Origin of the sequence: Halalkalicoccus sp. NIPERK01, assembly GCF_030287405.1 — an archaeon.
In the GTDB taxonomy this organism is placed as follows: domain Archaea; phylum Halobacteriota; class Halobacteria; order Halobacteriales; family Halalkalicoccaceae; genus Halalkalicoccus.
In genome coordinates, this window is record NZ_JASVVV010000006.1 from 56,386 (window position 1) to 77,295 (window position 20,910).

The 20,910-nt window shown below is 62.7% G+C and carries 21 protein-coding genes; 9 read left to right on the plus strand and 12 right to left on the minus strand.

The window, feature by feature from the left end:
• Window positions 1-17: 17 nt before the first annotated feature.
• The 3 genes from QRT08_RS15310 to QRT08_RS15320 form a co-directional block, all read right to left on the minus strand.
• A complete protein-coding gene (locus QRT08_RS15310) occupies window positions 18-638 on the minus strand; it encodes a TMEM175 family protein (protein ID WP_286046840.1) in 621 nt (206 codons plus the stop codon).
• Between the two features lie 215 nt (window positions 639-853).
• Entirely contained in the window at window positions 854-1,852 is a 999-nt protein-coding gene (locus tag QRT08_RS15315) for a TatD family hydrolase (RefSeq protein ID WP_286046841.1), read from the minus strand.
• 13 nt (window positions 1,853-1,865) lie between these two features.
• Window positions 1,866-2,750, minus strand: a complete 885-nt coding sequence (locus tag QRT08_RS15320) for a fumarylacetoacetate hydrolase family protein (protein WP_286046842.1) — start codon at window positions 2,748-2,750, stop codon at window positions 1,866-1,868.
• Between the two features lie 205 nt (window positions 2,751-2,955).
• On the opposite strand from QRT08_RS15320, the gene QRT08_RS15325 reads away from it, so the two are divergent.
• Window positions 2,956-3,597 carry a TetR/AcrR family transcriptional regulator gene (locus QRT08_RS15325; protein ID WP_286046843.1) on the plus strand — a complete coding sequence of 214 codons (642 nt, stop codon included), beginning with the start codon at window positions 2,956-2,958 and terminating at the stop codon, window positions 3,595-3,597.
• A 35-nt stretch (window positions 3,598-3,632) separates the two neighbouring features.
• Here the strand turns inward: QRT08_RS15325 and QRT08_RS15330 are convergent, their stop codons facing one another.
• Window positions 3,633-4,580 carry a VOC family protein gene (locus QRT08_RS15330; protein WP_286046844.1) on the minus strand — a complete coding sequence of 316 codons (948 nt, stop codon included), beginning with the start codon at window positions 4,578-4,580 and terminating at the stop codon, window positions 3,633-3,635.
• 58 nt (window positions 4,581-4,638) lie between these two features.
• Here QRT08_RS15330 and QRT08_RS15335 point away from each other — a divergent pair, with 58 nt between their 5' ends.
• Window positions 4,639-5,049, plus strand: a complete 411-nt coding sequence (locus tag QRT08_RS15335; RefSeq protein ID WP_286046845.1) for a DoxX family protein — start codon at window positions 4,639-4,641, stop codon at window positions 5,047-5,049.
• A gap of 15 nt (window positions 5,050-5,064) precedes the next feature.
• Here the strand turns inward: QRT08_RS15335 and QRT08_RS15340 are convergent, their stop codons facing one another.
• The 3 genes from QRT08_RS15340 to QRT08_RS15350 all read right to left on the minus strand — a co-directional run bounded on the left by QRT08_RS15340 (window position 5,065) and on the right by QRT08_RS15350 (window position 7,290).
• Window positions 5,065-6,102, minus strand: a complete 1,038-nt coding sequence (locus QRT08_RS15340; RefSeq protein ID WP_286046846.1) for an AI-2E family transporter — start codon at window positions 6,100-6,102, stop codon at window positions 5,065-5,067.
• 112 nt (window positions 6,103-6,214) lie between these two features.
• Window positions 6,215-6,781, minus strand: a complete 567-nt coding sequence (locus tag QRT08_RS15345) for a phosphatase PAP2 family protein (RefSeq protein ID WP_286046847.1) — start codon at window positions 6,779-6,781, stop codon at window positions 6,215-6,217.
• A 122-nt stretch (window positions 6,782-6,903) separates the two neighbouring features.
• Window positions 6,904-7,290, minus strand: a complete 387-nt coding sequence (locus tag QRT08_RS15350; protein WP_286046848.1) for a DUF7475 family protein — start codon at window positions 7,288-7,290, stop codon at window positions 6,904-6,906.
• Between the two features lie 270 nt (window positions 7,291-7,560).
• Between QRT08_RS15350 and QRT08_RS15355 the strand changes: the two genes are divergently transcribed.
• Window positions 7,561-8,805 (plus strand): MFS transporter, encoded by a 1,245-nt coding sequence (locus QRT08_RS15355; protein WP_286046849.1) that lies wholly within the window; start codon window positions 7,561-7,563, stop codon window positions 8,803-8,805.
• A gap of 81 nt (window positions 8,806-8,886) precedes the next feature.
• Here QRT08_RS15355 and QRT08_RS15360 read toward each other — a convergent pair whose 3' ends face one another.
• Window positions 8,887-9,552, minus strand: coding sequence for a hypothetical protein (locus tag QRT08_RS15360; protein WP_286046850.1), 666 nt, complete (start codon window positions 9,550-9,552; stop codon window positions 8,887-8,889).
• A gap of 1,041 nt (window positions 9,553-10,593) precedes the next feature.
• Here QRT08_RS15360 and QRT08_RS15365 point away from each other — a divergent pair.
• Window positions 10,594-11,988: an FAD-binding oxidoreductase gene (locus tag QRT08_RS15365; RefSeq protein WP_286046851.1), complete on the plus strand. Its 1,395-nt coding sequence runs from the start codon at window positions 10,594-10,596 to the stop codon at window positions 11,986-11,988.
• 142 nt (window positions 11,989-12,130) lie between these two features.
• Here the strand turns inward: QRT08_RS15365 and QRT08_RS15370 are convergent, their stop codons facing one another.
• On the minus strand, window positions 12,131-12,262 hold the full coding sequence (locus QRT08_RS15370; protein WP_286046852.1) for a hypothetical protein: 132 nt from the start codon (window positions 12,260-12,262) through the stop codon (window positions 12,131-12,133).
• Window positions 12,263-12,550: 288 nt separating this feature from the next.
• The gene (locus tag QRT08_RS15375) at window positions 12,551-12,781 is read right to left on the minus strand and encodes an Lrp/AsnC ligand binding domain-containing protein (protein ID WP_286046853.1); all 231 of its coding nucleotides are present in this window, start codon (window positions 12,779-12,781) and stop codon (window positions 12,551-12,553) included.
• A gap of 723 nt (window positions 12,782-13,504) precedes the next feature.
• On the opposite strand from QRT08_RS15375, the gene QRT08_RS15380 reads away from it, so the two are divergent.
• Both QRT08_RS15380 and QRT08_RS15385 read left to right on the plus strand, forming a co-directional pair.
• On the plus strand, window positions 13,505-14,116 hold the full coding sequence (locus QRT08_RS15380) for a DUF1326 domain-containing protein (protein ID WP_286046854.1): 612 nt from the start codon (window positions 13,505-13,507) through the stop codon (window positions 14,114-14,116).
• Between the two features lie 29 nt (window positions 14,117-14,145).
• Window positions 14,146-14,943, plus strand: a complete 798-nt coding sequence (locus tag QRT08_RS15385) for a DUF2182 domain-containing protein (RefSeq protein ID WP_286046855.1) — start codon at window positions 14,146-14,148, stop codon at window positions 14,941-14,943.
• Between the two features lie 223 nt (window positions 14,944-15,166).
• Here QRT08_RS15385 and QRT08_RS15390 read toward each other — a convergent pair whose 3' ends face one another.
• Entirely contained in the window at window positions 15,167-16,330 is a 1,164-nt protein-coding gene (locus tag QRT08_RS15390) for a M14 family zinc carboxypeptidase (RefSeq protein WP_286046856.1), read from the minus strand.
• A 363-nt stretch (window positions 16,331-16,693) separates the two neighbouring features.
• On the opposite strand from QRT08_RS15390, the gene QRT08_RS15395 reads away from it, so the two are divergent.
• The 3 genes from QRT08_RS15395 (at window position 16,694) to QRT08_RS15405 (ending at window position 19,896) form a co-directional block, all read left to right on the plus strand.
• Window positions 16,694-17,908, plus strand: a complete 1,215-nt coding sequence (locus tag QRT08_RS15395) for a Cdc6/Cdc18 family protein (RefSeq protein WP_286046857.1) — start codon at window positions 16,694-16,696, stop codon at window positions 17,906-17,908.
• A gap of 1,011 nt (window positions 17,909-18,919) precedes the next feature.
• Entirely contained in the window at window positions 18,920-19,201 is a 282-nt protein-coding gene (locus QRT08_RS15400) for a DUF8136 domain-containing protein (protein WP_286046858.1), read from the plus strand.
• Window positions 19,201-19,896 (plus strand): hypothetical protein, encoded by a 696-nt coding sequence (locus QRT08_RS15405; protein WP_286046859.1) that lies wholly within the window; start codon window positions 19,201-19,203, stop codon window positions 19,894-19,896. The genes QRT08_RS15400 and QRT08_RS15405 overlap by 1 nt, the downstream gene beginning before the upstream one ends.
• 295 nt (window positions 19,897-20,191) lie before the next feature.
• On the opposite strand, the gene QRT08_RS15410 is transcribed toward QRT08_RS15405, so the two are convergent.
• Entirely contained in the window at window positions 20,192-20,866 is a 675-nt protein-coding gene (locus tag QRT08_RS15410) for a helix-turn-helix domain-containing protein (protein ID WP_286046860.1), read from the minus strand.
• Window positions 20,867-20,910 lie beyond the last annotated feature (44 nt).

Genomic DNA, 20,910 nt, shown 5'->3' on the forward strand with positions numbered 1-20,910 from the left:
ATCCGCCCAGCGTCGTCTCACTCGTGTTCCACCGTCTCGAGGGTCCCTCGGTACCGGCGCACCCAGAGCACCTGGAGGGGGGCGATCAGTAACGGGGTGTAAAACGCCAGTTCGAGCGACACCGCCGCGATGGCGATCGAGACCGAGAAGACGGCCGGGGCGATCAACCCGCGGCCCGTGATCGAGCGGGCCGTTCGAGCATCGATATCCTCCTCGAGATATCCCGCTCGTGTGGCGTACGTCCAGAGTCCGACCAGGGTGACGCCGACCAGGACGATGTTGACGGCGTACAGGGTCCACGCGAACCGCGTCCCGTACAGGCCGAGCATCTCCGTCGGGTACGGGAGGAACGACACCGTGAGCAAAAAGAGGAGGTTCAGCCACAGCAGTACCCGATCGTGGCGAACGATATGCCGGAAGAGGTTGTGGTGGCCGATCCAGTAGAGACCGACGACGACGAAGCTCAACAGGTAGCTGAACACCAGCGTGTCCTGCTCGATCACCGCTGCCGGTAGCTCGTCGGGCGCGACCGACGGGACCTCGAACTGCAGGATCAACAGGGTGAGCACGATCGCGAACAATCCGTCGCTCAACGCGTCCATGCGGTCCGTATCCCGCCCGCCGACCGTTTCGATCATAGCAGTACGACGCGCCGGGGAGCCGAATAACCCACCGGCCGCGAGGGGCGAGGCGCGTCGGTTCATCGCGACCGCACCCGAGAGCCTCGAACGAGCGGCCACGGCCCTCGTCGATCTGTGGTCTCCTGTTGCTACCGCTAACGGAGGACGAACGGCTCGCACGTAGATTCAGCGATGGTTCGTCGAACGTCGACCGGGGAGCACGCCGGTTCCGGTCACCGAAGCACCTCCCGTGGGTTTTCGAACACGACTTGTCGGATCGTCTCCACATCGATCCCCATCCGATACATCTCGAAGATCGTCCGTTTGTAGGCGAAGACGTCGCTCCGAAGGATCCCCGCGCTGTCGGTCTCGACCAGAATCCGATCGGGCCCGTACTCGGCGACGACCTCGGCGACGTGGTGTGGTTCGACCCCGAGGAGCCACGGATAGCTGACGGTGAAACTGCAGTAACAGTCCGTGTTCTCGAGGACGTAGGGGGCGATCCTCGGATCGGCGTGCGAGAGCACCAGTCGGTCGTCCGGCAGGCCCGCCTCGTCTTTCAGTTCGAGATCGATCTCGACGGCGTCGCGTTTCGGGTACTCGCCGGAGAGCACGGGCTCTCGCTGGAGGGAGAGGTCCAGCTCGTAGCCGGGGATCGAGCCGTGGACCCGATCCGGGAACTCGACATCCCTGAGATCCGCGGGCGTGTGCAGGATCGCCGGCAGGTCGTGATCGGCGGCGACCTCGAGCTGGCGTCGGGTCACGTCCTTCTGTCCTTCGAGGTCCCAGCCGGCGACGTGCTGTGATTCGGTGATGCCGATCTCGCCGACGGCGGCCACCTCGTCGAGTTCGCAGTACTCGGGCATGACCTCGAGCAGGTCCTCGTAGTCCTCGACGCGAGCCCCGGTGTGGATCCCGATTCCGACCGCGGCGTCGAAGGGGTGTGCCTCCCGGATCGGGGCGAGGCGGTTGAGCGCGTCGTCCCAGAGATAGCGGACGTCCGCGGCCGCGACGGGTTTGTACGGCGTCCAGTAGTAGGCGGCGGCCATCATCACCATCGAGTGACAGCCGCTCAGCGCGAACTTCTCGCGGTCGTTCCACGAGAGCGTGTGCGCGTGGTTGTGGACGTCGATCCACGGGATGGTCGTCAGCTCTGCTGGAAGGTCGACTGGCGCATCGCCCTCGCGGTGGTCGAGGTCAGTCGGGCGCCGTGTCGGGTATCGGTGGGCCATGGGGGTGTACTCGTCAGGCGTGCCGGCAGGTGTTGTGTAGCTCGCCGATGCCCTCGATGCCGACCGTCACGGCGTCGCCGTCGTCGAGGAGGACCCGTGGATCGCGGAAGTAGCCGACCCCGTCGGGCGTTCCAGTGTAAATGAGATCCCCCGGTTCGAGGGTGAACGCCCGGCTACAGAACGCGACGAGTTCGGCGAGGTCGAAGATCAGCTGGCGGGTGTTCGACTCCTGGAGGCGCTCGCCGTTGACCTCGGTCCAGATGTCGAGATCGCCACTATCGTCGACCTCCTCGGGCGTCACGACGTGCGGGCCGATCGGGCCGAACGTATCGAGGCTCTTCCCGCGAACCCACTGTTCGTCGGCCATCTGGAGGTCCCGCGCCGAGACGTCGTTGCCGATCGTGTAGCCGGCGACGTACTCCAAGGCCTCGCTCTCGTCGACGTTCCGGGCCCGGTCGCCCATCACGACGACGAGTTCGCCCTCGTAATCCACTTCGGAGGTCAGCGCGGGGTCCCACTCGATCGTCTCGTCCGGTCCGATGAGCGACTGGGGGAACTTCGAGAACAGCACGGGCTCGTCCGGGGCGTCGAACCCGCCCTCGTCGGCGTGATCACGGTAGTTCAGGCCGACGCAAATGACCTTCTGGGGGTCCGTTATCGGCTCACGCCGGGTGAGATCCGCCGGGTCGTAGAGCCCGACACCCGTTTCCCGCGCGTACGTCGCGGCGAGTTCGACCTTCTCACGCCACTCCCACTCGGCGGTGATCGAACGCAGGTCCCGTGGGAGGGCGATCCCCGCCGCATCGGCCGCTGCGTGGAGATGAACGACCTCCTCGCCGTCGATGAGGCCCCCCCACGTGCCGTCCGTCGTCTCGGATTCGAACTGTCCGAGCCTCATGCGCGTCGCTCACTCCTGGGACTCTGTCTCATTGTTCTCCGTACAGTGTGTCGTATGGGTCCATATTCTTTACCATGTGGTAGAACGCCGACGAACGGCCGTCAGCGCGTCCAGCGACGGGGAAGGAGACTGCACGGGTCGTTCGTCGGGGTCCGACGGTCGAGCGGACGGGTAGTATAAACCGTTGAGCCGCTAGTTACGCTACATGGCTGGCTCGGAGAAGCGTTCCTCGTCGGAAGGGACACGGGAGGCGATCATGGAGGCGACCTTTCGCGCCCTCAGCAAACACGGCTATACGGACCTCCGGATGCGGGACATCGGCGACGAGTTCGAACTGACGCGACCCGTGATCCACTACCACTACAACAGCAAACACGAGCTGATCTCGTCGTTCCTCGAGTATCTCATCGCACAGTACAAGGACGACGTCACGCTCGACGACAGCGAGGACCAGTGGAAGCGACTGGAGATCCGGATCGATCAGTGTATGTTCGGGCCCGACATCGACGGGTTCGACCACTGGGAGCGGATGAAGGTCTACCACGAACTCTTCTCTCAGGCCCAGCACAACGACGCGCACCGCGAACTGTTCAACGAGCACTACGAGCAGATGGTCATCGGGCTCGCCGACGTGATCCAGGCGGGGATCGAGCAGGGGACGTTCGCCGACGTCGACGCGATGGAACTCTCACAGCTCCTGACGGACGTCATCCACTCGGCGCGGGCCCGTCGGATCTCGCTGGGCCAGAAGGACGCGCCCGAGCGGGCACGTGCCGCGATCGATGCGTTCGTGCTTCCGAGCCTCGTCCCGAACGTCCACGTCGAGATCCCCGCGACCGACCCCTGAGAGCCGGACCGAATCGAATCGGAAGAGGGATCGGTTCACTCGACGGTGATGTCGGGGAGCTGTTCGTCGATGTACTCGATATCGACGTCGAGCCAGTCGGGAACGCGGAGATTCTCGCCGAGTTCCGAGACGTCCTCGTCGAGGGTGACGCCCGGACCGGTGGTGGCGAACTCGAAGATCGAGCCGCCGGGTTCGGTGAAGTACATCGACCAGAAGTAGTCGCGGTCCTTCCGCGAGGTCGTGATCAGGCCGGCATCGCGGAACCGATCGCTCCACTCCTTTTGTTCCCACTTCTCGCCGGCGTCGAACGCGATGTGGAGGAACGTGCCCGTCCCCATGACGCCCTGGGGGGCGTTCGGCCGGATGAGCACGTCGACGAACTCAGCGCCCGTTCCGTCGCCGGGCGCCTGATAGCGCACGCGGTCGCCCGCCTGTGGCTCGTCGTGTCGGCCGACCCGGTTCCAGTCCATCGTCTCCAGCGCTCTGAACGTCCCGGCGGGGTCGTTCGAGTGAACGGTGACGCTGTGGAGCCCTCGAACGCCGTGTTCGGCGGGAACGGTGCCGCCGTCCCACGCCTCGATGTCCGATTCGCCGGTGACGAGTTCGAACGGCGTCCCGTCGGGGTCGCCAAAGCGGATCGCGGTCTCGTCGAAGCGTTCCTCGACGGTGTGTTCGACGTCGTGGTCGGTCAATCGCTCCGTCCAGTACTCGACCGACCCCTCGGGGATGACGAGTCCGGTCGCACTGAGCTGTCCCTTGCCGAGACTCCCCTCCGGCATGTCCTCGATCGGAAAGAACGTCACGATCGAGCCCGCCGTCCCCGCCTCGTCGCCGTAGTAGAAGTGGTAGATCTTCTCGGGGATGTCGAACCGAACGGTCCGTTTGACGAATCGCAGTCCCAGTACTTTCCGGAAGAAATCCAGGTTCGCCTGTGCGTCGCTCGCGAACGCGGTCACGTGATGGAGGCCGGTGATCTGTCCCATGATATCACGGTCTTACCAAGTGGTAAATCTATAAATACCTACCGCACGGAGGGAGGGTATGAGTGGTACACGGACCACGGGATCCGGGACGGCGGGGCGCGACCCCCCCGCGTTGCTCGGCCGGCTGTTGTTCGGCGGCATGTTGGCGGCTGCAGCGATCAACAGTTTCCGGGGATTGGAGGGACAGATCGCCTACGCGGAGTCGAAAAACATCGAATACGCGGAATATCTGGTCCCGTTCTCGAGCGGCATGCTCGCGTTCGGGAGCCTCGGGATCGTCCTCTGGCGGTTCCCGAGACTCGCGACGGGGGCCGTCGTGACGTTCTTCGCGGCGGTGACCCCGACGATGCACGATTTCTGGACCGCATCGGGCCAGGAGAGGCAGAACGAACTGAACCACTTCATCAAGAACGGTGCGATGCTGGGGGCGGCGCTCGCGTTCCTGCGGCGTGCGTCCCGCCAGTCGTAGCGAGAACCGAGCCGATCAGGCCGTTTTCGATCGGTGCCACTCCCGAGCGAACAGGTCGAACGAGATCTTCGCCGTACCGAGGATGACGGGTCCGATGAACAGACCGATGGGACCGAGGACCGCGATACCGCCGAAGATTCCGACGACGATCACCGCGGAGCTGAGTTCCCCGCTCTTGCCGATGACCGCGGGTCGGAGATACGTGTCCGACATGCTCACGAGCGTCCCGTACCCGACCAGCATCAGGGCCGCCACCGGCCGGCCAACGACGAGGAGATATATCGTGAGGGGGACCCAGGTTCCGAACACGCCGATGAGGGGAAGCAACGCGAGCACGAACGTCGCGACCGTGAGAAAGACGACGCCCGGCACCTCCAGCACCCAGAACCCGATCCCGAGCAGTATCGCCTGAATGGCCGAGACGATGACGTTCCCGATGACCGACGCCCACATGAGACGATCGAGCCTCGTGAACAGCTCGTTTTTCACGCCGTCACTGATGGGGACGATCGTCTGGAGCCACGCGACCAGTCGATCGCCGTCGCGAAGCAGGCCGAAGACGACGAACAGCGTCACGGTGATGCCGATCGCGATCGAGGGAATGCTGCCGATGATCTCGACCGCTCCCGAGAGCATCCCACCCACCCCGTTATCGACCTGTTGCTGGTTTTCCTCGTACGCCCGAAGCACGTCGCTCGAGTCGATCGAATAGCCGCTGCTCGCGAGGCGCTGCTGAATCGCCGAGGTGCTCAGCCCCTGTTGGATCAGGGTCTCCGTGAGCTCCGACGCCTGTTGAACCGCGACAAGGAGGACGTAGAGCACCGGAAGGATGAGCGTCAGAAGCGATGCGACGATGAGCGTCAGCGCCGATGCGGTCGAGCCGACGGCGCGCTTGAGCACGTTGTGGAGCGGCGCGAGCGCGTAGGCGAGCACCACGGCGAGCAGGATATACTGGAGGTACGGTAACATGAGCAGCACCGCGAGAATGCCGCTCGCGAGCGCGATGAGCCCGAGTGCAGACCGTTCGGTGAGTCCGTGGCTCGTTCCGGTCATACTAGAGCGGTGCCCGTCCTCGGTAAAGAGCGTATGTCGTACATCGCTCGATAGGTTATCTAGTCGACATCCTTCTCGAAGCCACCGACGGGGCGGTAGACGGAGCGGTGAGTCACTGACGGGAACGATACTGCGCGACGACGGCGTCGAGGTCGAGTCGCTCGTGGAGCCAGACGGCGAGTGCGAACGTCCCGACGCCGATCCCGACGCCGACGAGGGTATCCGAGAAGTAGTGTGTCCCGAGATAGATCCGGGAGACGGCTATCGCTACCGCCAGGACGGCGACGGCGCCGAAGGGTAACACGGAGGAGCGACGAGCGGTCATCGCGTAGATCGCACCGGCGGCCGCGTGTCCGGACGGTAACGACGAGGTGACCGTTTCGGCCCCGCCGGTCACACAGACCGGGCCCGGGGGGAACGGCCGCTGGATCGTCCACATCATCGTTCCGACGACGACGCCGGCGAGTGCGAGCGCGAGCGTGGCCGAGCGGAGTTCGTCGGTCCACCCGGCGAGATAGCAGATCCCGAGGAACACGAGCGCCGCGGTGGCCGACCCGAGGCCCGTGACCGACGTCATCGCCTCCGTCAGGAGCGGGGTTCGCACCGCCAGCGTCAGCTCGACGATCCGGTGGTCGATCCAGACGACGAACTCCAGCAGTTCGGCAAGGACAGCGTCCATGCCCCGACGCTACGGGCCGTACCGGATTAGTCTCACTGATCGGCGCATCAATGCGACAGCGGGCCGAACCGGCGCGTTACTCGGGCCCATAGAGATGTGGAGGTCCAAACGCGCGGTCACGGCTATCGGCGCAACAGGACCACCAACACGGCGAGGAGGACGACCTGCGCGACCTTGTCGACGGCGTCCAGCGTGCCCATGTCGGCGGGAAAGGACTTTCCCATTCCCACGAAGTTGACCCAGTACCAGAGGACGATCTGGACCAGTACGAACGGGATGCCGACGGCGTAGACCGCTCTCCGGTGGAAGTCGACGAGCACGAGGGCGACGGCCCCGACGAAGCCGAGGCCGGCGAGGACGAAACTGATACCGAGCGTCGACGGGAAGAACCACGCCCCGATCAGGAGGTGCACGCCCGCCGAGACGAGGGCGCAGAGGATGCCGAGCCAGTGGAGGCCGTCTAGCGTGTCGATGCCGAGCGCCATCCCGCGGGTCTCTGTCGTGCTCATACCCCCCACCACGGGATGGGGCCACATAGGTACTGTCAACGTACCGCTCGACGTCGGGATCGTGTACCGAGGCACTGCGCTCACGGTCACGGTCGGAGAATCGACCATTCATTCGGTAGTTTCGCGTGCTCGTACCACCGTCGTTCACGCCGTGACCGTGCGGGTACACCGGCCCGGACGTCCGCCGGATCTCGCGACACACCCATCCCCTCGGTCATCGACGGCTACCTAGACCGTACGCTTAATCACGATCTCCGTGTAGCGGACGCCGTGGACGACAACGACCGCTCCATCGTCGGCTTCGTCATGATCGGCCACATGATGGTGCACACCTACGAGCTATCGATCCCGATTCTCATGACGATCTGGCTGCTGGAGTTCGGAACGACGGCGGCGGTGCTGGGCGTCGCGGTCGCCGTCGGGTACGGGCTCTTCGGGATCGGCGCCCTGCCGGGTGGCCTTCTCGTCGACCGGTTTGGCTCACGGATCCTCATCAGCGCGTGTCTCGCCGGGATGGGACTCGCATTTCTCGCGTTGAGCGTCGCGCCGGGTGTCGGTGGGATCACGATCGCGCTGGCGCTCTGGGGCACCGCGGCGAGCGTCTATCATCCCGCAGGGCTCACGCTCATCAGCAACGGGGTCGAAGCACGCGGGCAGGGGTTCGCCTATCACGGCATGGCCGGCAACGTCGGCATCGCTGGCGGCCCGCTCGTGACCGCGGTCTGTCTGCTCGCGTTCGACTGGCGAATCGTGACGGCCGCCCTCGCGCTTCCAGCGGTCGTCGCTGCGGTCGTCGGGATGATCATCGAGTTCGATTCGACCGCCGCGGTCGACCTGACCGCTGACGCGGACACGCGGGGGCTCCCGACGTCGGTCGGCGAGTTCGTCGGCGAGACACGGCGCCTCTTCACCTTCGGGTTCCTCCTGCTGTTCATCATCGTGTCGCTCAACGGCCTGTACTACCGCGGGGTCCTCACCTTCCTACCGAACCTCCTCGGTGAGTTCCTGACGACGGCGATCGGTGACGTCCGACCCGGGCTGTTCGCCCCCGACAGCCCACTCGCCGAGGAGTTCGACCTCTCCCAGTACCTTTACGCCGGCCTGCTCACGGTCGGCATCGGGGGCCAGTATCTGGGCGGTCGCCTCACGGATCTGATCGAGCCGGATCGAGGGTTGGCCATTATGGCGCCCGTCTTGGCCGGTATCGCGGTGCTGTTCGTGCCAGCTGCTCAAACGGATCTCTGGGGGTTGCTGGTCGTCAGTTTCGTCCTCGGGTTCGCCTTGTTCGCGGTGCAGCCACTCACGCAGGCGACGATCGCGAAGTACTCCCGGCCGGAATCGAGGGGGCTTTCCTTCGGGTATACGTATCTCGCCATCTTCGGGATCGGGGCCCTCGGAGCGGCGATCGTCGGAACGGTCCTCACGTACGCGTCCGTCTCGGTGATGTTCCTCGTGCTTGCAGGGTTTACGGCGACCAGCGGTGGGATCGCCATCTGGCTCGTAACCCGCCAGTAGGACCCGAGCGATCCCTCGAGAACGGCCGGCCCATTGCAACCCTGATCGAGCCCGCTGCGATCCGCCGGTGAACAGCGGGCCTCACGCGTTTCGGTTTCGTGTAGCGGTGTAGCGAACGGTCACGAGCGGCAGTCCGAGAACGTAGATCCGCTGGTCCGCGAGGACGGCAGCCTCGTTTCGATCGCCATCGTCTGCGGGCGTGTCGCGGTGTGCCGGTGACACGCGAAAGCGCTGGCTGGCCGGGAGCCTGAACGCCCCCACGCCCGTGTGAAGATACAGCCCCCCGTCGGGACAGTCGGTCGTCAGTGCAACCCCGTCTCCGTAGTGGTCCAGTCGGAGGACGGTCGCGAGGTTCGCACCCGGAAGCGGAACCGCAATATTGACGAATCGCTCGTCGTCTTCCACGTAGCTAGCGTAGATAGCCACGAACACCCCCTCCCCGGTATCGTCGTCGGTTCGAACCCACACTCGTGGCTCGTCCCGTGGATCGGTCGACGCCGCCGGCTCGGCCAGCGCGAACAGCTCGCTAGAGACACGCTTCGCATCGCCGCCGGGACCCGGGAGGTTCAGTTGTTCGATTCGACTCGTCCACCGACTAGCGACGCGCGCACCGAGCGAGTAGGGGAAATGCCACGTCGCGGTGACCGTCATCTCGAAGGCGGCCGTCTGCTCGTAGAGGGCGCGGACGTCGGGGTGAACGACCTCGGGGTCGAACCCGGGGCGGGCGTAGCTCTCGAGCGACGCCATTTCGCCGTCGACGCGGTCGCCACGGACCCCGTTGCGCTCCGGCCACGTCGGATCGATATGCCGATCGCCGCGAAGGGACGAAAGCGGGATAGCACGGGCGCGACGGTGCGCCGATCGAAGCGCATGACCAGCAGCGAGACCGAGGCACCCGAGACCGAACGCCACGGCCCGAACCGACGGCTTGGACACGGTCATAGTACCACCTATTCGGAGTTAAGCCCCTGGTTTCCGGGGCTCGTCGAGGGTTCCAAACCGGTTCCGATCGCACGTTCACGGACGGCGAGAACTCAGCTGACGAACTCCGGACGGAGGCGCAAAAACGGCCCTCGACGAGGACGGACCCGGAATGTACGCCGAAGCGGATCTCCTTCTCGCACTCGTCAGGGACGACGATTGGCGTGGCGATGCCACCGAGGCGGTCTCTCGAGAGCAGCGGGACGGACTGTGGACATCGCGGTTCGCACTTATTGAACGGTTCTCGGTCGCGTATCGCGAGGATCAAGCCGTGCGTGGAGTGAATCGCCGAGCGATACGACTCGTTTCCGCGGTCGCGATCAACGATCAATCGACGTGCCCAGACGGCGGCTGAGGCCGCTGATCTCCACGGGCGGGTGTATCCGCATTGTCGACGAGCGACGGCCGCCAGTTACCACGCCTACCAGGGCGGTGCACCCGTACTACTCCAATCGCTGATGGGGCGGAGCGATCTCGCCACGGCACAAAGGTATCCCCGGATCTCGGGGACAGCCACAACTGACGCGCTCCTGGAGACGCGTCATCTAACTCCTCGCCACCGGACTGACTAGCGAGTAGGTGATTGATAGTACGCGATATGTGGCTGATTCCGGCGTTCACGTGGGGAGGAGCCGTGGTCAATACGACGGTTGCTGCGTCGCCGTCCGCGGGTGTTGATAACTCGGTCGGGGAACGAGGTGAGCGGAGATACCGACTTGCAGACACCGCAAGGACGTCAATGGCTGCAAGACCGTCACTACATAGCTATCTAACCTTTCGTGCCGCATTCTGGTCTGGGTGAGATCGATGGCAATCGAAGATCCACTAAACAAAACGGAATACGAAACGCTCTCCCAGGGAATCCACGGCGGGGTACTCCGGCCTGGAGGCGACGGCTATGACGACGCCCGGACGATCTGGAACGCGATGATTGACCGGAAGCCAGCCATCATCGTCCGTCCTACTGGGGCGGCCGATGTGATCACTGCGGTCGATTTCGCCCGCGAACACGACCTCCCCCTCGCTGTCAAAGGTGGTGGCCACAACGTCGCCGGCAGCGCCGTCTGTGACGATGGCCTCATGATCGACCTGTCGCCGATGTCGTCGGTGCGGGTCGATCCCGCAGCACAAATCGCCCGTGTCGGGCCCGGGGCGACGATGGCCGACCTCGACCACGAAGCGCAGGCCTTCGGCCTCGCCACGCCCGGCGGCGTCATCTCGACTACGGGTGTCGCTGGAATCACGCTTGGAGGTGGACTCGGTTGGCTCAGCCGCAAATACGGCTTGACGGTCGACAATCTCCGATCGGTCGATGTCGTCACTGTAGACGGGGAAGTAATAACCGCAAGCGAAGACGAGAATGTGGACCTCTTCTGGGCGATCCGCGGTGGGGGCGGTAACTTCGGGATCGTCACGTCGTTCGAGTTCGACCTCCACGAGATCGGCCGGAACGTGCTCTTCGGTCCGATCGTCTACCCGTACGAGGATGCCCCTGACGTCCTCGCCCACTACCAGGAATTCACCCGGGACGCACCGCGGGACTGCTGCGTCTGGGCGAACAGTGTGGCGGCACCGCCGCTCCCGTTCCTTCCGGACGACGTCCACGGCACCACGGTCCTGATACTCGTCCTGTTTTACACTGGCGACCTCGAAAAGGGCAAGACAGTACTCGAACCGCTCCGTGAGTACGGCGATCCCATCGCCGACGCCGTGGCGCCGACTCGCTATACGGAGGCCCAACGCATGCTGGATGACCTGTACGTAGAGGGGGCTCGGAACTACTGGAAGGCGCCTAATTTCACGGAATGCACCGAGAAGACGATCGACACCATCACCGAATACGCGGACCGATTCCCGACACCGTACTCCGAAATCCTCATCCACCAGGTCGGAGGCGCCGTCAACGACGTCAAGTCGGATGCGACCGCATATCCGCATCGGGACACGGAATTCATCGTGACTGTTGCCGCGCGCTGGGAGGATCCGGCGAGAGACGACGAATGTATCGCATGGGTACGGGAGTGCCACGATGCTCTTGCCGACGGTGCGACCGGCGGGACATACGCGAACTTCGAGGGCGATCGCGAAGGCCGTGAGCAGAACGCCTACGGCGAGAACTACGATCGGCTCGCCGAGCTGAAAAGCAAGTACGACCCGAAGAACGTCTTCCGGCTGAATCAAAACGTGAAACCAGCAGACTAGAAGGGAACTGGTAGAGATCTACGCTCTATCTGCACGTCGATTCTGTCGGAATTTGTGCTACCCACTCCGTAGATGAAGCGATGAACTCGGGAAATGCGGCCTGAAGCCCACTAAGAATTCGGGCGTCATCGAGAGACCGCTCTCATACACCCTGTTCGAACACCTCGTCGAGACCCTTCGGATGCTCACAGTCGACTACCTCGTCTTCGTCGAGTGTCTCGTTCCCTTGATCGTCGATCTCCGGCGGCAGAGGGTGAATTTCGGTCTCCTCCAAGGCCCCGTCGTATTGGATTCGAATCCGTCGTGGTGGCTGGTTCTCGAGCAGTCAACACGTGCTGGATCCACCTCCGTATTTAGCACACCATCTCTGACACTAATTCATAGGGATATTGTAGAAGTTCATAGATTTCCTCACTCGGAATCAAGGGATTGAGTCGGTCGATGGACCACAGGAGTTTCCGATTGGCTACGATAATCCCTATCAGTAGTTCGATCTGAATCCGACGAATACACGGCGCGTATCGTCACCGTTCTGGATGCACGAAAACGGTGAGCGGAGTCGTTACGATACTGTGATGTACGTCTTCGTAGTCCCGACACCCTCGATTTCTTGAAGCTGCGACGTGATTGTCGGGAGCAGATCGGAGAGTTCCTCCGTTTCGACTTCGACGATGACGTCATATTCACCGGCGATGGCGTGTGCTTCGATTACACCGTCGATCTTGGTGGCCTCCGGGAGAATAGCCGGAGTGGTCCCCGCTGCGGTGATCACCATGACGTATGCCTTGACCATGGATGATATATGTTCCCAATCCACATCAATAGTGAACCGAATGCGACGAATCCGATCGATCAGTTCTCTGCAGTCAGCAGACCGTTCTCGACTATACGACTAGGTTGTACTCCGGCAGGGTACAATCATCTCTGACCTTCTCACCTCGTGGACCGTCTCTGTGCCCCGAAGTCGCAGAACTGCGCGATACGACACACGGTATCAGGACCTCCACGGTGCTGCGGCAACGACGTTCTCGGTGCTCGCGATCACTACACGATCGGTCTACGGCTTGGGCTGGCGGTCGAATGTCAGTCCTGACTCCGTGACACGGTGCGTGTTCCTCTCAACGCGGGAATGGAGTGATGCGTCAGGGCGGTGGGATAGTCCGCCCGCCTGCTCGCGTTTCGCGGTCACATGGATCTCTGATCTCTGGCGTGGTCGTCTCGACCCTATGAGCATTCGCAGGACGCCTCGAAGCCCGCCGAGCACGAATTCCCGCTTGTAGCCCCAAATCGACTGCGGCCTTGCCGACGTGGTACTGGCGATCGGTTAACGCTCCGAGCGTTCCCGGTACGCACGTTTGGTAGTTACCGACAGAGCGAACCCCGGTTGGAGCTTCCTCCGAAAGCCCCGAGGGAACGCCTTCAACAGCGGGATCGGGCCGACGATTTCAGACACTGATCTGTTTTCACTCGGTGACTATATCACGTGGCACGTTATCATATATCGTAGTGTTCACCAATGACACGAGAATGGACCATCAAGGGGGACTACGTCGAGGCCTGCAACTGCGACGTCGCATGCCAGTGCGTATGGCTAGAGCCGCCGGACGACGACGTCTGTAACGTCTCGTTAGCGTGGCACATCGAGGAGGGGAACTACGGCGACGTCGATCTGAACGGACTGGACGTCGGTATGCTCATCTCGACCGAGGAGGGCGTCATGTTCGGCCCCGAAACGGAGTGGGACGTCGTGCTACTCGTCGACGAGACGGCCGACGACGACCAGCACGCGGCTATCGAGGACATCTACTTCGGCCGCGCCGGCGGGATCTGGGCGCCCGTCGCCGACACGCACGTCAGGTCCGCCGACGTCGCGACCGTTCCGATCAGCTTCTCGCGGGACGGATCGGACTTCTCCGTCGAGATCGGGGACGTCCTCCAAATGGACGCGAGCGGCGCGGTCGGGTTCAACGAGGAGGTCGGCACGATCTCACCCCACCCGCTGACGAAGAGCCACGAGGTCCAGACCGGCAAGTCGACGACGGCCACCGTCTCCTACGACGACCGGTTCACGTGGGACGTCTCGGGGAACAACGCCTACCTCGGCGACTTCGAGCTGGCGAACGCCTGACGACGGAACACCGATTCAGACGATCAGAGATGAACACGTATGACTCGTTTCGGGACCGAATCGATCCGCGGCGCGTCCCCATCGTCGTGCTCGTCACCTACGTGATCGCGTTACTCGCATGGGCGGCACTCATCGGTCGCTGGCTCCCGATGCCCGGCGGGGAGATGAACGCACGGATGCACACGTCCGATCCGGGGGTGCCGGAGGCGATGGCGCTCTCGAACGGGATGACCGGTATCGTCCTGTACCTGCTCATGTGGGGCGTGATGATGATCGCGATGATGTACCCCTCGTCGGTCCCGCTCTTCCGGCTGTACTCCACAACGCTCGCGGGGACGACGACCGCGGGCAAAACGGCGCGGATCGGAGCGTTCATCGGAACGTACGCGCTCGTCTGGACGCTGACCGGCATCGTGCCACTCGCCCTCAATCGGGTGGTGTCTGTCGCGACTCTCACGAATGCCCACGGCGGACTCCTGATGGGAGGGACGCTCCTACTCCTGTCGGGATACCAGCTCTCCCCGTACAAATACCGGTGTCTACGGTACTGCCGGTCGCCGCTCGGGTTCCTGATGGGGCACCACCGGCCGGGGGTCCGTGGTGCCGTCCGGATGAGCTGGCGGTTCAGCGTCTTCTGCGTCGGGTGCTGTTGGGCGCTGTTCGCGTTCATGGTGGTCGTGGGTTCGATGAACCTCATCTGGATGGCGCTCATTGCGGTGGCGCTCTCGCTCGAACGGACCGTCGCGTGGGGTGAGCAACTGGCACGTGCGGTCGGTGTCCTCGCTGGCACGGCTGGGATCGCTCTCATCGCGATCTCGACGATATAGAGCCGTTCTTCAACTAAATACGCGCCCTGTATACGGTACGTCACTTCCCTCGATCGCCGACGATTCCACCGAGACGTATCGTCCCGCTCTCCTCGACAATCCAAGCACGCCGGGTGTGGTATCTCTTCAGACGAGCGCGTGATTTAAAATGACACATGGGGATTCGGTAAAAACGGTACGCGAGAGGTCACATCGGGATCGGAGTCCGACGATCACCTGCTCGTTACTCTCGGTACGCCTCGTGCTCTGGACCCCACTCGCTTCGCGGGAGCTCCTTCCAGAAGTAATCGCCGCGGGGTGGGATGTCGTCGGCGTCAGCCGGGTCGACCTCGTAGAGGTCACCGGACGCAAGACCCTCCAGAATCTCGGTCATGACGTTGTTGATTACGGTGACGAGCCTCCCGTTCGATGCGTTGCCGAGCTGGGACGCCTGCCCGCGGAACTCGAAGAGGACGCTGCCACGTCCCCGGACGCCGTGTGCATTCCGTGCGATGTTCGCAGTGGTCCCGCCGGGGTAGAGGTCCCACGTCGTATGACCGTAGCCCTCGGTTTGCTGGTAGGCGTACGCGGAGATCTGTCGCGAGAGATTCACCGCGTCCTCAGGGGCTGCCTCGTTGAGCGGCCACCGGGTTGACGCGTTGACCATCTCGCAGTCCTCGTTGCGGTAGGTGAACTGGTGGTGCCAGTCGGTGACGATGTCGGCGCCGACCTCATCCGCCTTGTCGAGCACCGCTTGGGTCTCCGGCGACGGGTTCTCGTCCGGAATCAGGTCGGGGTCGATGCCGTCGATATCGGCGAGGAGATCCGGATCGATGCCGAAGTAGTGCTGCCGGTTCGGGTCGACCGACCCACACTGATCCGGTCCGAAGTACGGACCATCATGGCAGACGTCCTCTGGCCGTGCGTTCGCCCGTGTAGGCGTCTCGTTGTCGTCTGCCGGTGCCCAGCCATCGGGGTTGTGTCGCGGGACGACGTGGAGCGTCAGTTCGTCGAGGACGTCATCGGTGCGGCGCCCGCCGGCGGCGAGCCACTGGAGAAGCCGCAGGACGGCCTCGGTCACGTGCTGCTCGTCGCCGTGTTGCTGGGTGACGTAGAAGACGTCGGTGTCGCCATCACCGGCGCGCATGTAGGGGATATCGCGGCCCTGCCACGTTTCGCCGATCGGCTCGTACTCGAGGTCGCTCCGGGCGTCGAGTTGCTCGAGCGTCCCGTACAGCTCGTCGTTGCTCGTGAAAGCGTTGTAATTGATGGTCGCTGTTTCTGGGACGAACGGCCCACCTGGCTTGATGAAGTCGTCCGGACACTCCTGTGCTGCTACTCGCCCGGATGCGGCGATTCCCACTGCCGTAGCCCCGCCGATGCTTTTCAGTACTTGTCGTTGTTTCATTATTCAAATTAACTCATATAGATAATGAATATTAGCTCTTATCATTGAAATAGCTGATAACGATCCGGGCAACGAATAGTCGAGTGGGCGTTCTACGTTTCGTCAGCGACGTACGTAACGAACAAACCACTACTCGTCAGCATCTACCTCGACGGCCCATTCGACGCTTTGTCACTCGCAGGGGGTTTCACCACGACCGTTCGTTCCACTTCCCTAGATAATTGCTATGACCGCAGATCTTCGCTGCCGGAGGTGATCGCGCACCAGTCCGGTCGGTTCCGGCGACGATCGACCGGAAGCGATTTCGGCTTCGCAGACACATACACTCATAATTCGCCTGGATCCCATTCAACAAACGCACCAATGTCACGCTACGATGATCTCTTCGACGATGTGGCCGCGAATGACTCAGTGTTCGCCGACAAGAGCGTCCTCGATCCCTTATCGGAGCCGGACGAGATCGTTCCTCGGACCGACCAGGAACGGGCGTTAGCGACGACTCTAACGGGTGTCACCGAGGGCTATCTCCCGACGACCGTCTCGATCTACGGCCCGCCAGGGACCGGGAAGACGATCACGACGCGACGGCTCTGCCGGGAGTTCGCCACCCGACAGAGCGACGTCGGTGTGGAGTACGTTAATCTCAAGGAGTGTCGGACGATCTTCAGCGCGGCCAACGAGATCCTGTTTGTCCTCGGCGGCGAGAAACGGGGTTCGTACGCCGGATTGGACGGCGTGTTCGAGGCGATCTGGGAACGGCTCGAGGCGTACCCCGAGTGGACGATCCTGATTCTCGACGAGATCGACCACATCCAGCACGACGCGAACTACGATCCCAGCGACTTCTTCTATCGCTTGCTTCGGGGGGAGGGCAAGCTCACGCGGGATCTCAACCTCTCGGTGTTCCTGATCAGCAACGAGCTGTTGACGGTGGATCTGCGCCTCGACAGTCGGGTCGAGAGCGCGATGGGCGGCGAGGAGGTGTTCTTCCCACCCTATACCGAGGAAGAGTTACGCGCGATCGTCGGCGCCCGGATCGACCGGGCGTTCGTCGACGGTGTGTTGAGCGAGGCGGCGTTCGAGCGCGGTATTGAGGAGGCCGCCCAACGATGGGGTGACGCCCGGAAGACGCTCCGGCTGTTCCGCCAGGCCGGCGAGCGGGCGAACGAGCGCGGCCTTGAGCAGGTGACCGTCGACTGTCTCGTCGACAGCCTCGAGGGGACCGAACGCGAGACGACGGTGGCAAAACTGCAGAGCCTGCCGCTGCGCCATCTGGTCGTGTTGGCGGCGGCCGTGGGGACACGGGATTCCGAGGGGACGATCATCCAGCCGGTTCGGACCAGCCGGATCCACGACCGCCTGAACCAGGAATCGACGGCCGAGCGGTTCCGCTTGGGTGAAAGGGCGATCCAGGGGCTCGTCGGCGACCTCAAGACCATGGGGCTCGTCGAGACGTGGGTCGAGTCCAACGGGCGGGACGGGCGCGCGATGTACGTCGAGATGACGTTCGATCCCGAGTGGGTCGACGAGGCCCAGACTGCGGTCGCAAATGAACTGGTGTCGGCGAAGGAGCGATGATAGCTGGATCGCCCAGTGAAGTCCGATATCGATCGTGGTCGCCATACGAAAACGGAGACTCGAGTTCGAGCGCGTATGCCACGAGGACAACTGTTCGTCGAGTCGCGTTCCATCCCTTGTCGTTGATCACCCATAGAACAGCAGCAGCGCAGACACGAGACCACTCGACTCGTTCGAGTTCGAGTGTCGACGATTCGACGCGAAGTATCCATCGTCATTCATCACCAACCTGCCTGGACGCGTCTGTGGCTTGCCGCGCGGTAGCGAGGGTGGTCCCGGACGGACGATCGCATGCGGGTGCGAGCCCACGAGGACAGTCTCCCGGCGAATCGGTGCGGTCGTGGCTCGGTCAGCCGGACGACAACTCGAAGAGCGGATCGCTTCGAACCGATGCAGCCTCCGAACCCGTACCTCGGGCTGGATTCGGCGTTCATGACTCCCATGTCCCTTCTTGGCGAAGCCCGAACGGCCGGCATCTAACAGGTAGTCATCGACCGCGTAGCGGGTTCGAATCGACCACCGACTCGGTCGAGTCGATAATCGATCAACAGCTATACGGCGTTGAACCTTCCGATAGCGTTCGATACCAACATACGGTCCGAACGGCTGCTGCGTGATGATGCTCGACGGCTGAGTACACACCCCGATCGGAGATCGTGCAGTCGGCCAGAATCGACCAGGTCGATAAGCGTCGCTATTCGGACGGTCTCTCGCTGAGCGATGCTAGCTGGGCGACGAACGATCCACATCCGGTTCGCGAACTCGAAATTGGGGTGATCGATACCGAAACCGAGTCGAGGAGGTGGATCGGACGATCGATCCACGACGACGCGATGGTCGACTCTACAGGGGTATCTGCAGTCCGGATCAGGGATTCAGACGGCGTGCCTCCGACCGCTACTTACTGGCGCCTGTTCACTTTCACCACGCTACCCTATCATTTATATTTATCCACGGTAAATAATAATTGAGAACCGCCACCGAACGATCTACCGTCACGACCCTCCAACCATGTCATCTCAATCACTAGACGACCCAGAAGAATCGGAAATCGATCGCGAAGGAGTTCTCTCGATACTCGAGGAAGCCATCTACGACGTTCGTAACCGGACGAAGGAACGGGAGGTCGAAACGCTCGATGACGAGCAGATGCTGATCAATTGGTACCGAACGCTCGGTATCCTCAGCGGGCAGTATCGCATGCTCCAGAAGGACGCCGATATTGACGCGATGGAGGAGAATATCGAGCTGTTGCGCGTGGCCGCCGACCAAGGAGACAGGGGGGGACGGTGATGAGCAAGCGTACTCTCGAACGCTGGATTGACGAACTGAACGACGACATCCTCGGTGATCTCGACCCCGGTGAATGGAGCCAGATCGTGCTGCAAGCGCAGGCGGCTGATAACGAACACTGGATCGATCGACTCGTCGAAACCTGTCCGCGATCCACCTACAGAGCGACTGAGAGGGCGTTCACCGATCGGGCGAGGTTGGCTCAGCGGATCGCCCGTCACGCGGTCTACGAACTCCATACGACGTATCTCCGCTACGCATTCACGCGGAACAAACAGTATTACATCGTGAACCTCGGTCATGAGCGCGATGAAGTGCCGTCAGACGAGGAATTCGAACGGATATACGAGGTGTTCGCTGAGTTACAGACGGTGTTCGCCAAACTCTACATCAGCTACCACGTACACCGACGGTTCGCAACCGAGGTCATCGGCGTCGATCTCGAAACATGGCTGGCCATCCATTACGAAGGGGCTACTGTCTCCGCGATCGTCGCGGACACGGTCGACGATCGGTCAAATATCGAACACGCCGAATCGTACTTCAACAGGCTGCTTGAGGCATATGGCGACACTCTCGACGCGGACCAGATACCACACGACGATCAGCGGGTGACGCTCAATGACGTAGCTGGGTTGCACTACGAGCGGTTAGCATCGATTTGGGAGGAGGCTATTACGGAGCTCCCGAACTGAGAGCGGAACACCGGTAGGGGAGTACGCCTCGAGACCTCGACTCATCTTGTTCAACAGTTCCCCGACTCGCCATCAGGTGGACTGACGATCACGATTCGGTCATCCCTATTGCCAGTTTACGCACACTAAATCGTTCTTTGGCTGCTAGTTGGCATACCAGTCGTTCGCCACGAGTATCACGGGTACAATCAGAATAAGCTAACGTCGATCCATACTGCTATACTGACTGGAAGGCCGAGAGGAGTCCCGTGACGGCTCCAACGGATCACTCGCGAAGCCCGTTGAAACCGATGGCTCACTCGAGGTCGGTGCGTTCGAACCGTCTCTCGCCGGTTCGCTCGTGACCGTCCGCGAGGGCGGCGGACAACAGTGCGTGCTCCGCTTTCCGGAGGTGTTCGTGGAGGGTGGCACGGCTGATTCCCAGTTCCTCGGCGAGCCCCTCGTTCGTGATTTCGCGCGGCCAGTCGTAGTAGCCACGCGCGAGCGCTTCGGTGACGACTTCGCGCTGGCGGTCGGTCAGCGGCGAGTCCGCGCCGGCTCTGAACTCCTCGAGCTTCCCGAGCGTGACCGTGCCGAATGTGCCCAGATCGTCGATGATGGCCTTGAGGTCCTCACGCCGGAACGCGAGGACGTTGTACTCCCGCTGCCGACCCGAAACGGTGTTCGATCGCCGGAGCGTGCCGTGGTTCCGATAGATGGCCGAGTACGCGCCACAGGACGGCTTGGTGACGAGCAGGTTCCCGTCGTCGAGGCGCTTGACGTGTTCGACGTGATCGGCGGCTTCGAGTTCCGATTGGAAGGTATCGGTATGGCGGCCCGAACGGAGGACGAACGTCACGAGCCCGTTCTGGACCTCTTCGATCTCGATCGGGACCGGACCGTCGACGTCCGCCGTGAGTCGCCGGAGGATACAGTCCCGGTGTTGGGTGAAGTGGACCGTCGCGAGAAACATCCTGGCGACCTGTGCCAACGCGACCCACGGTGAAAAACGTAGCTGCTCGGCCCGGTCGATGA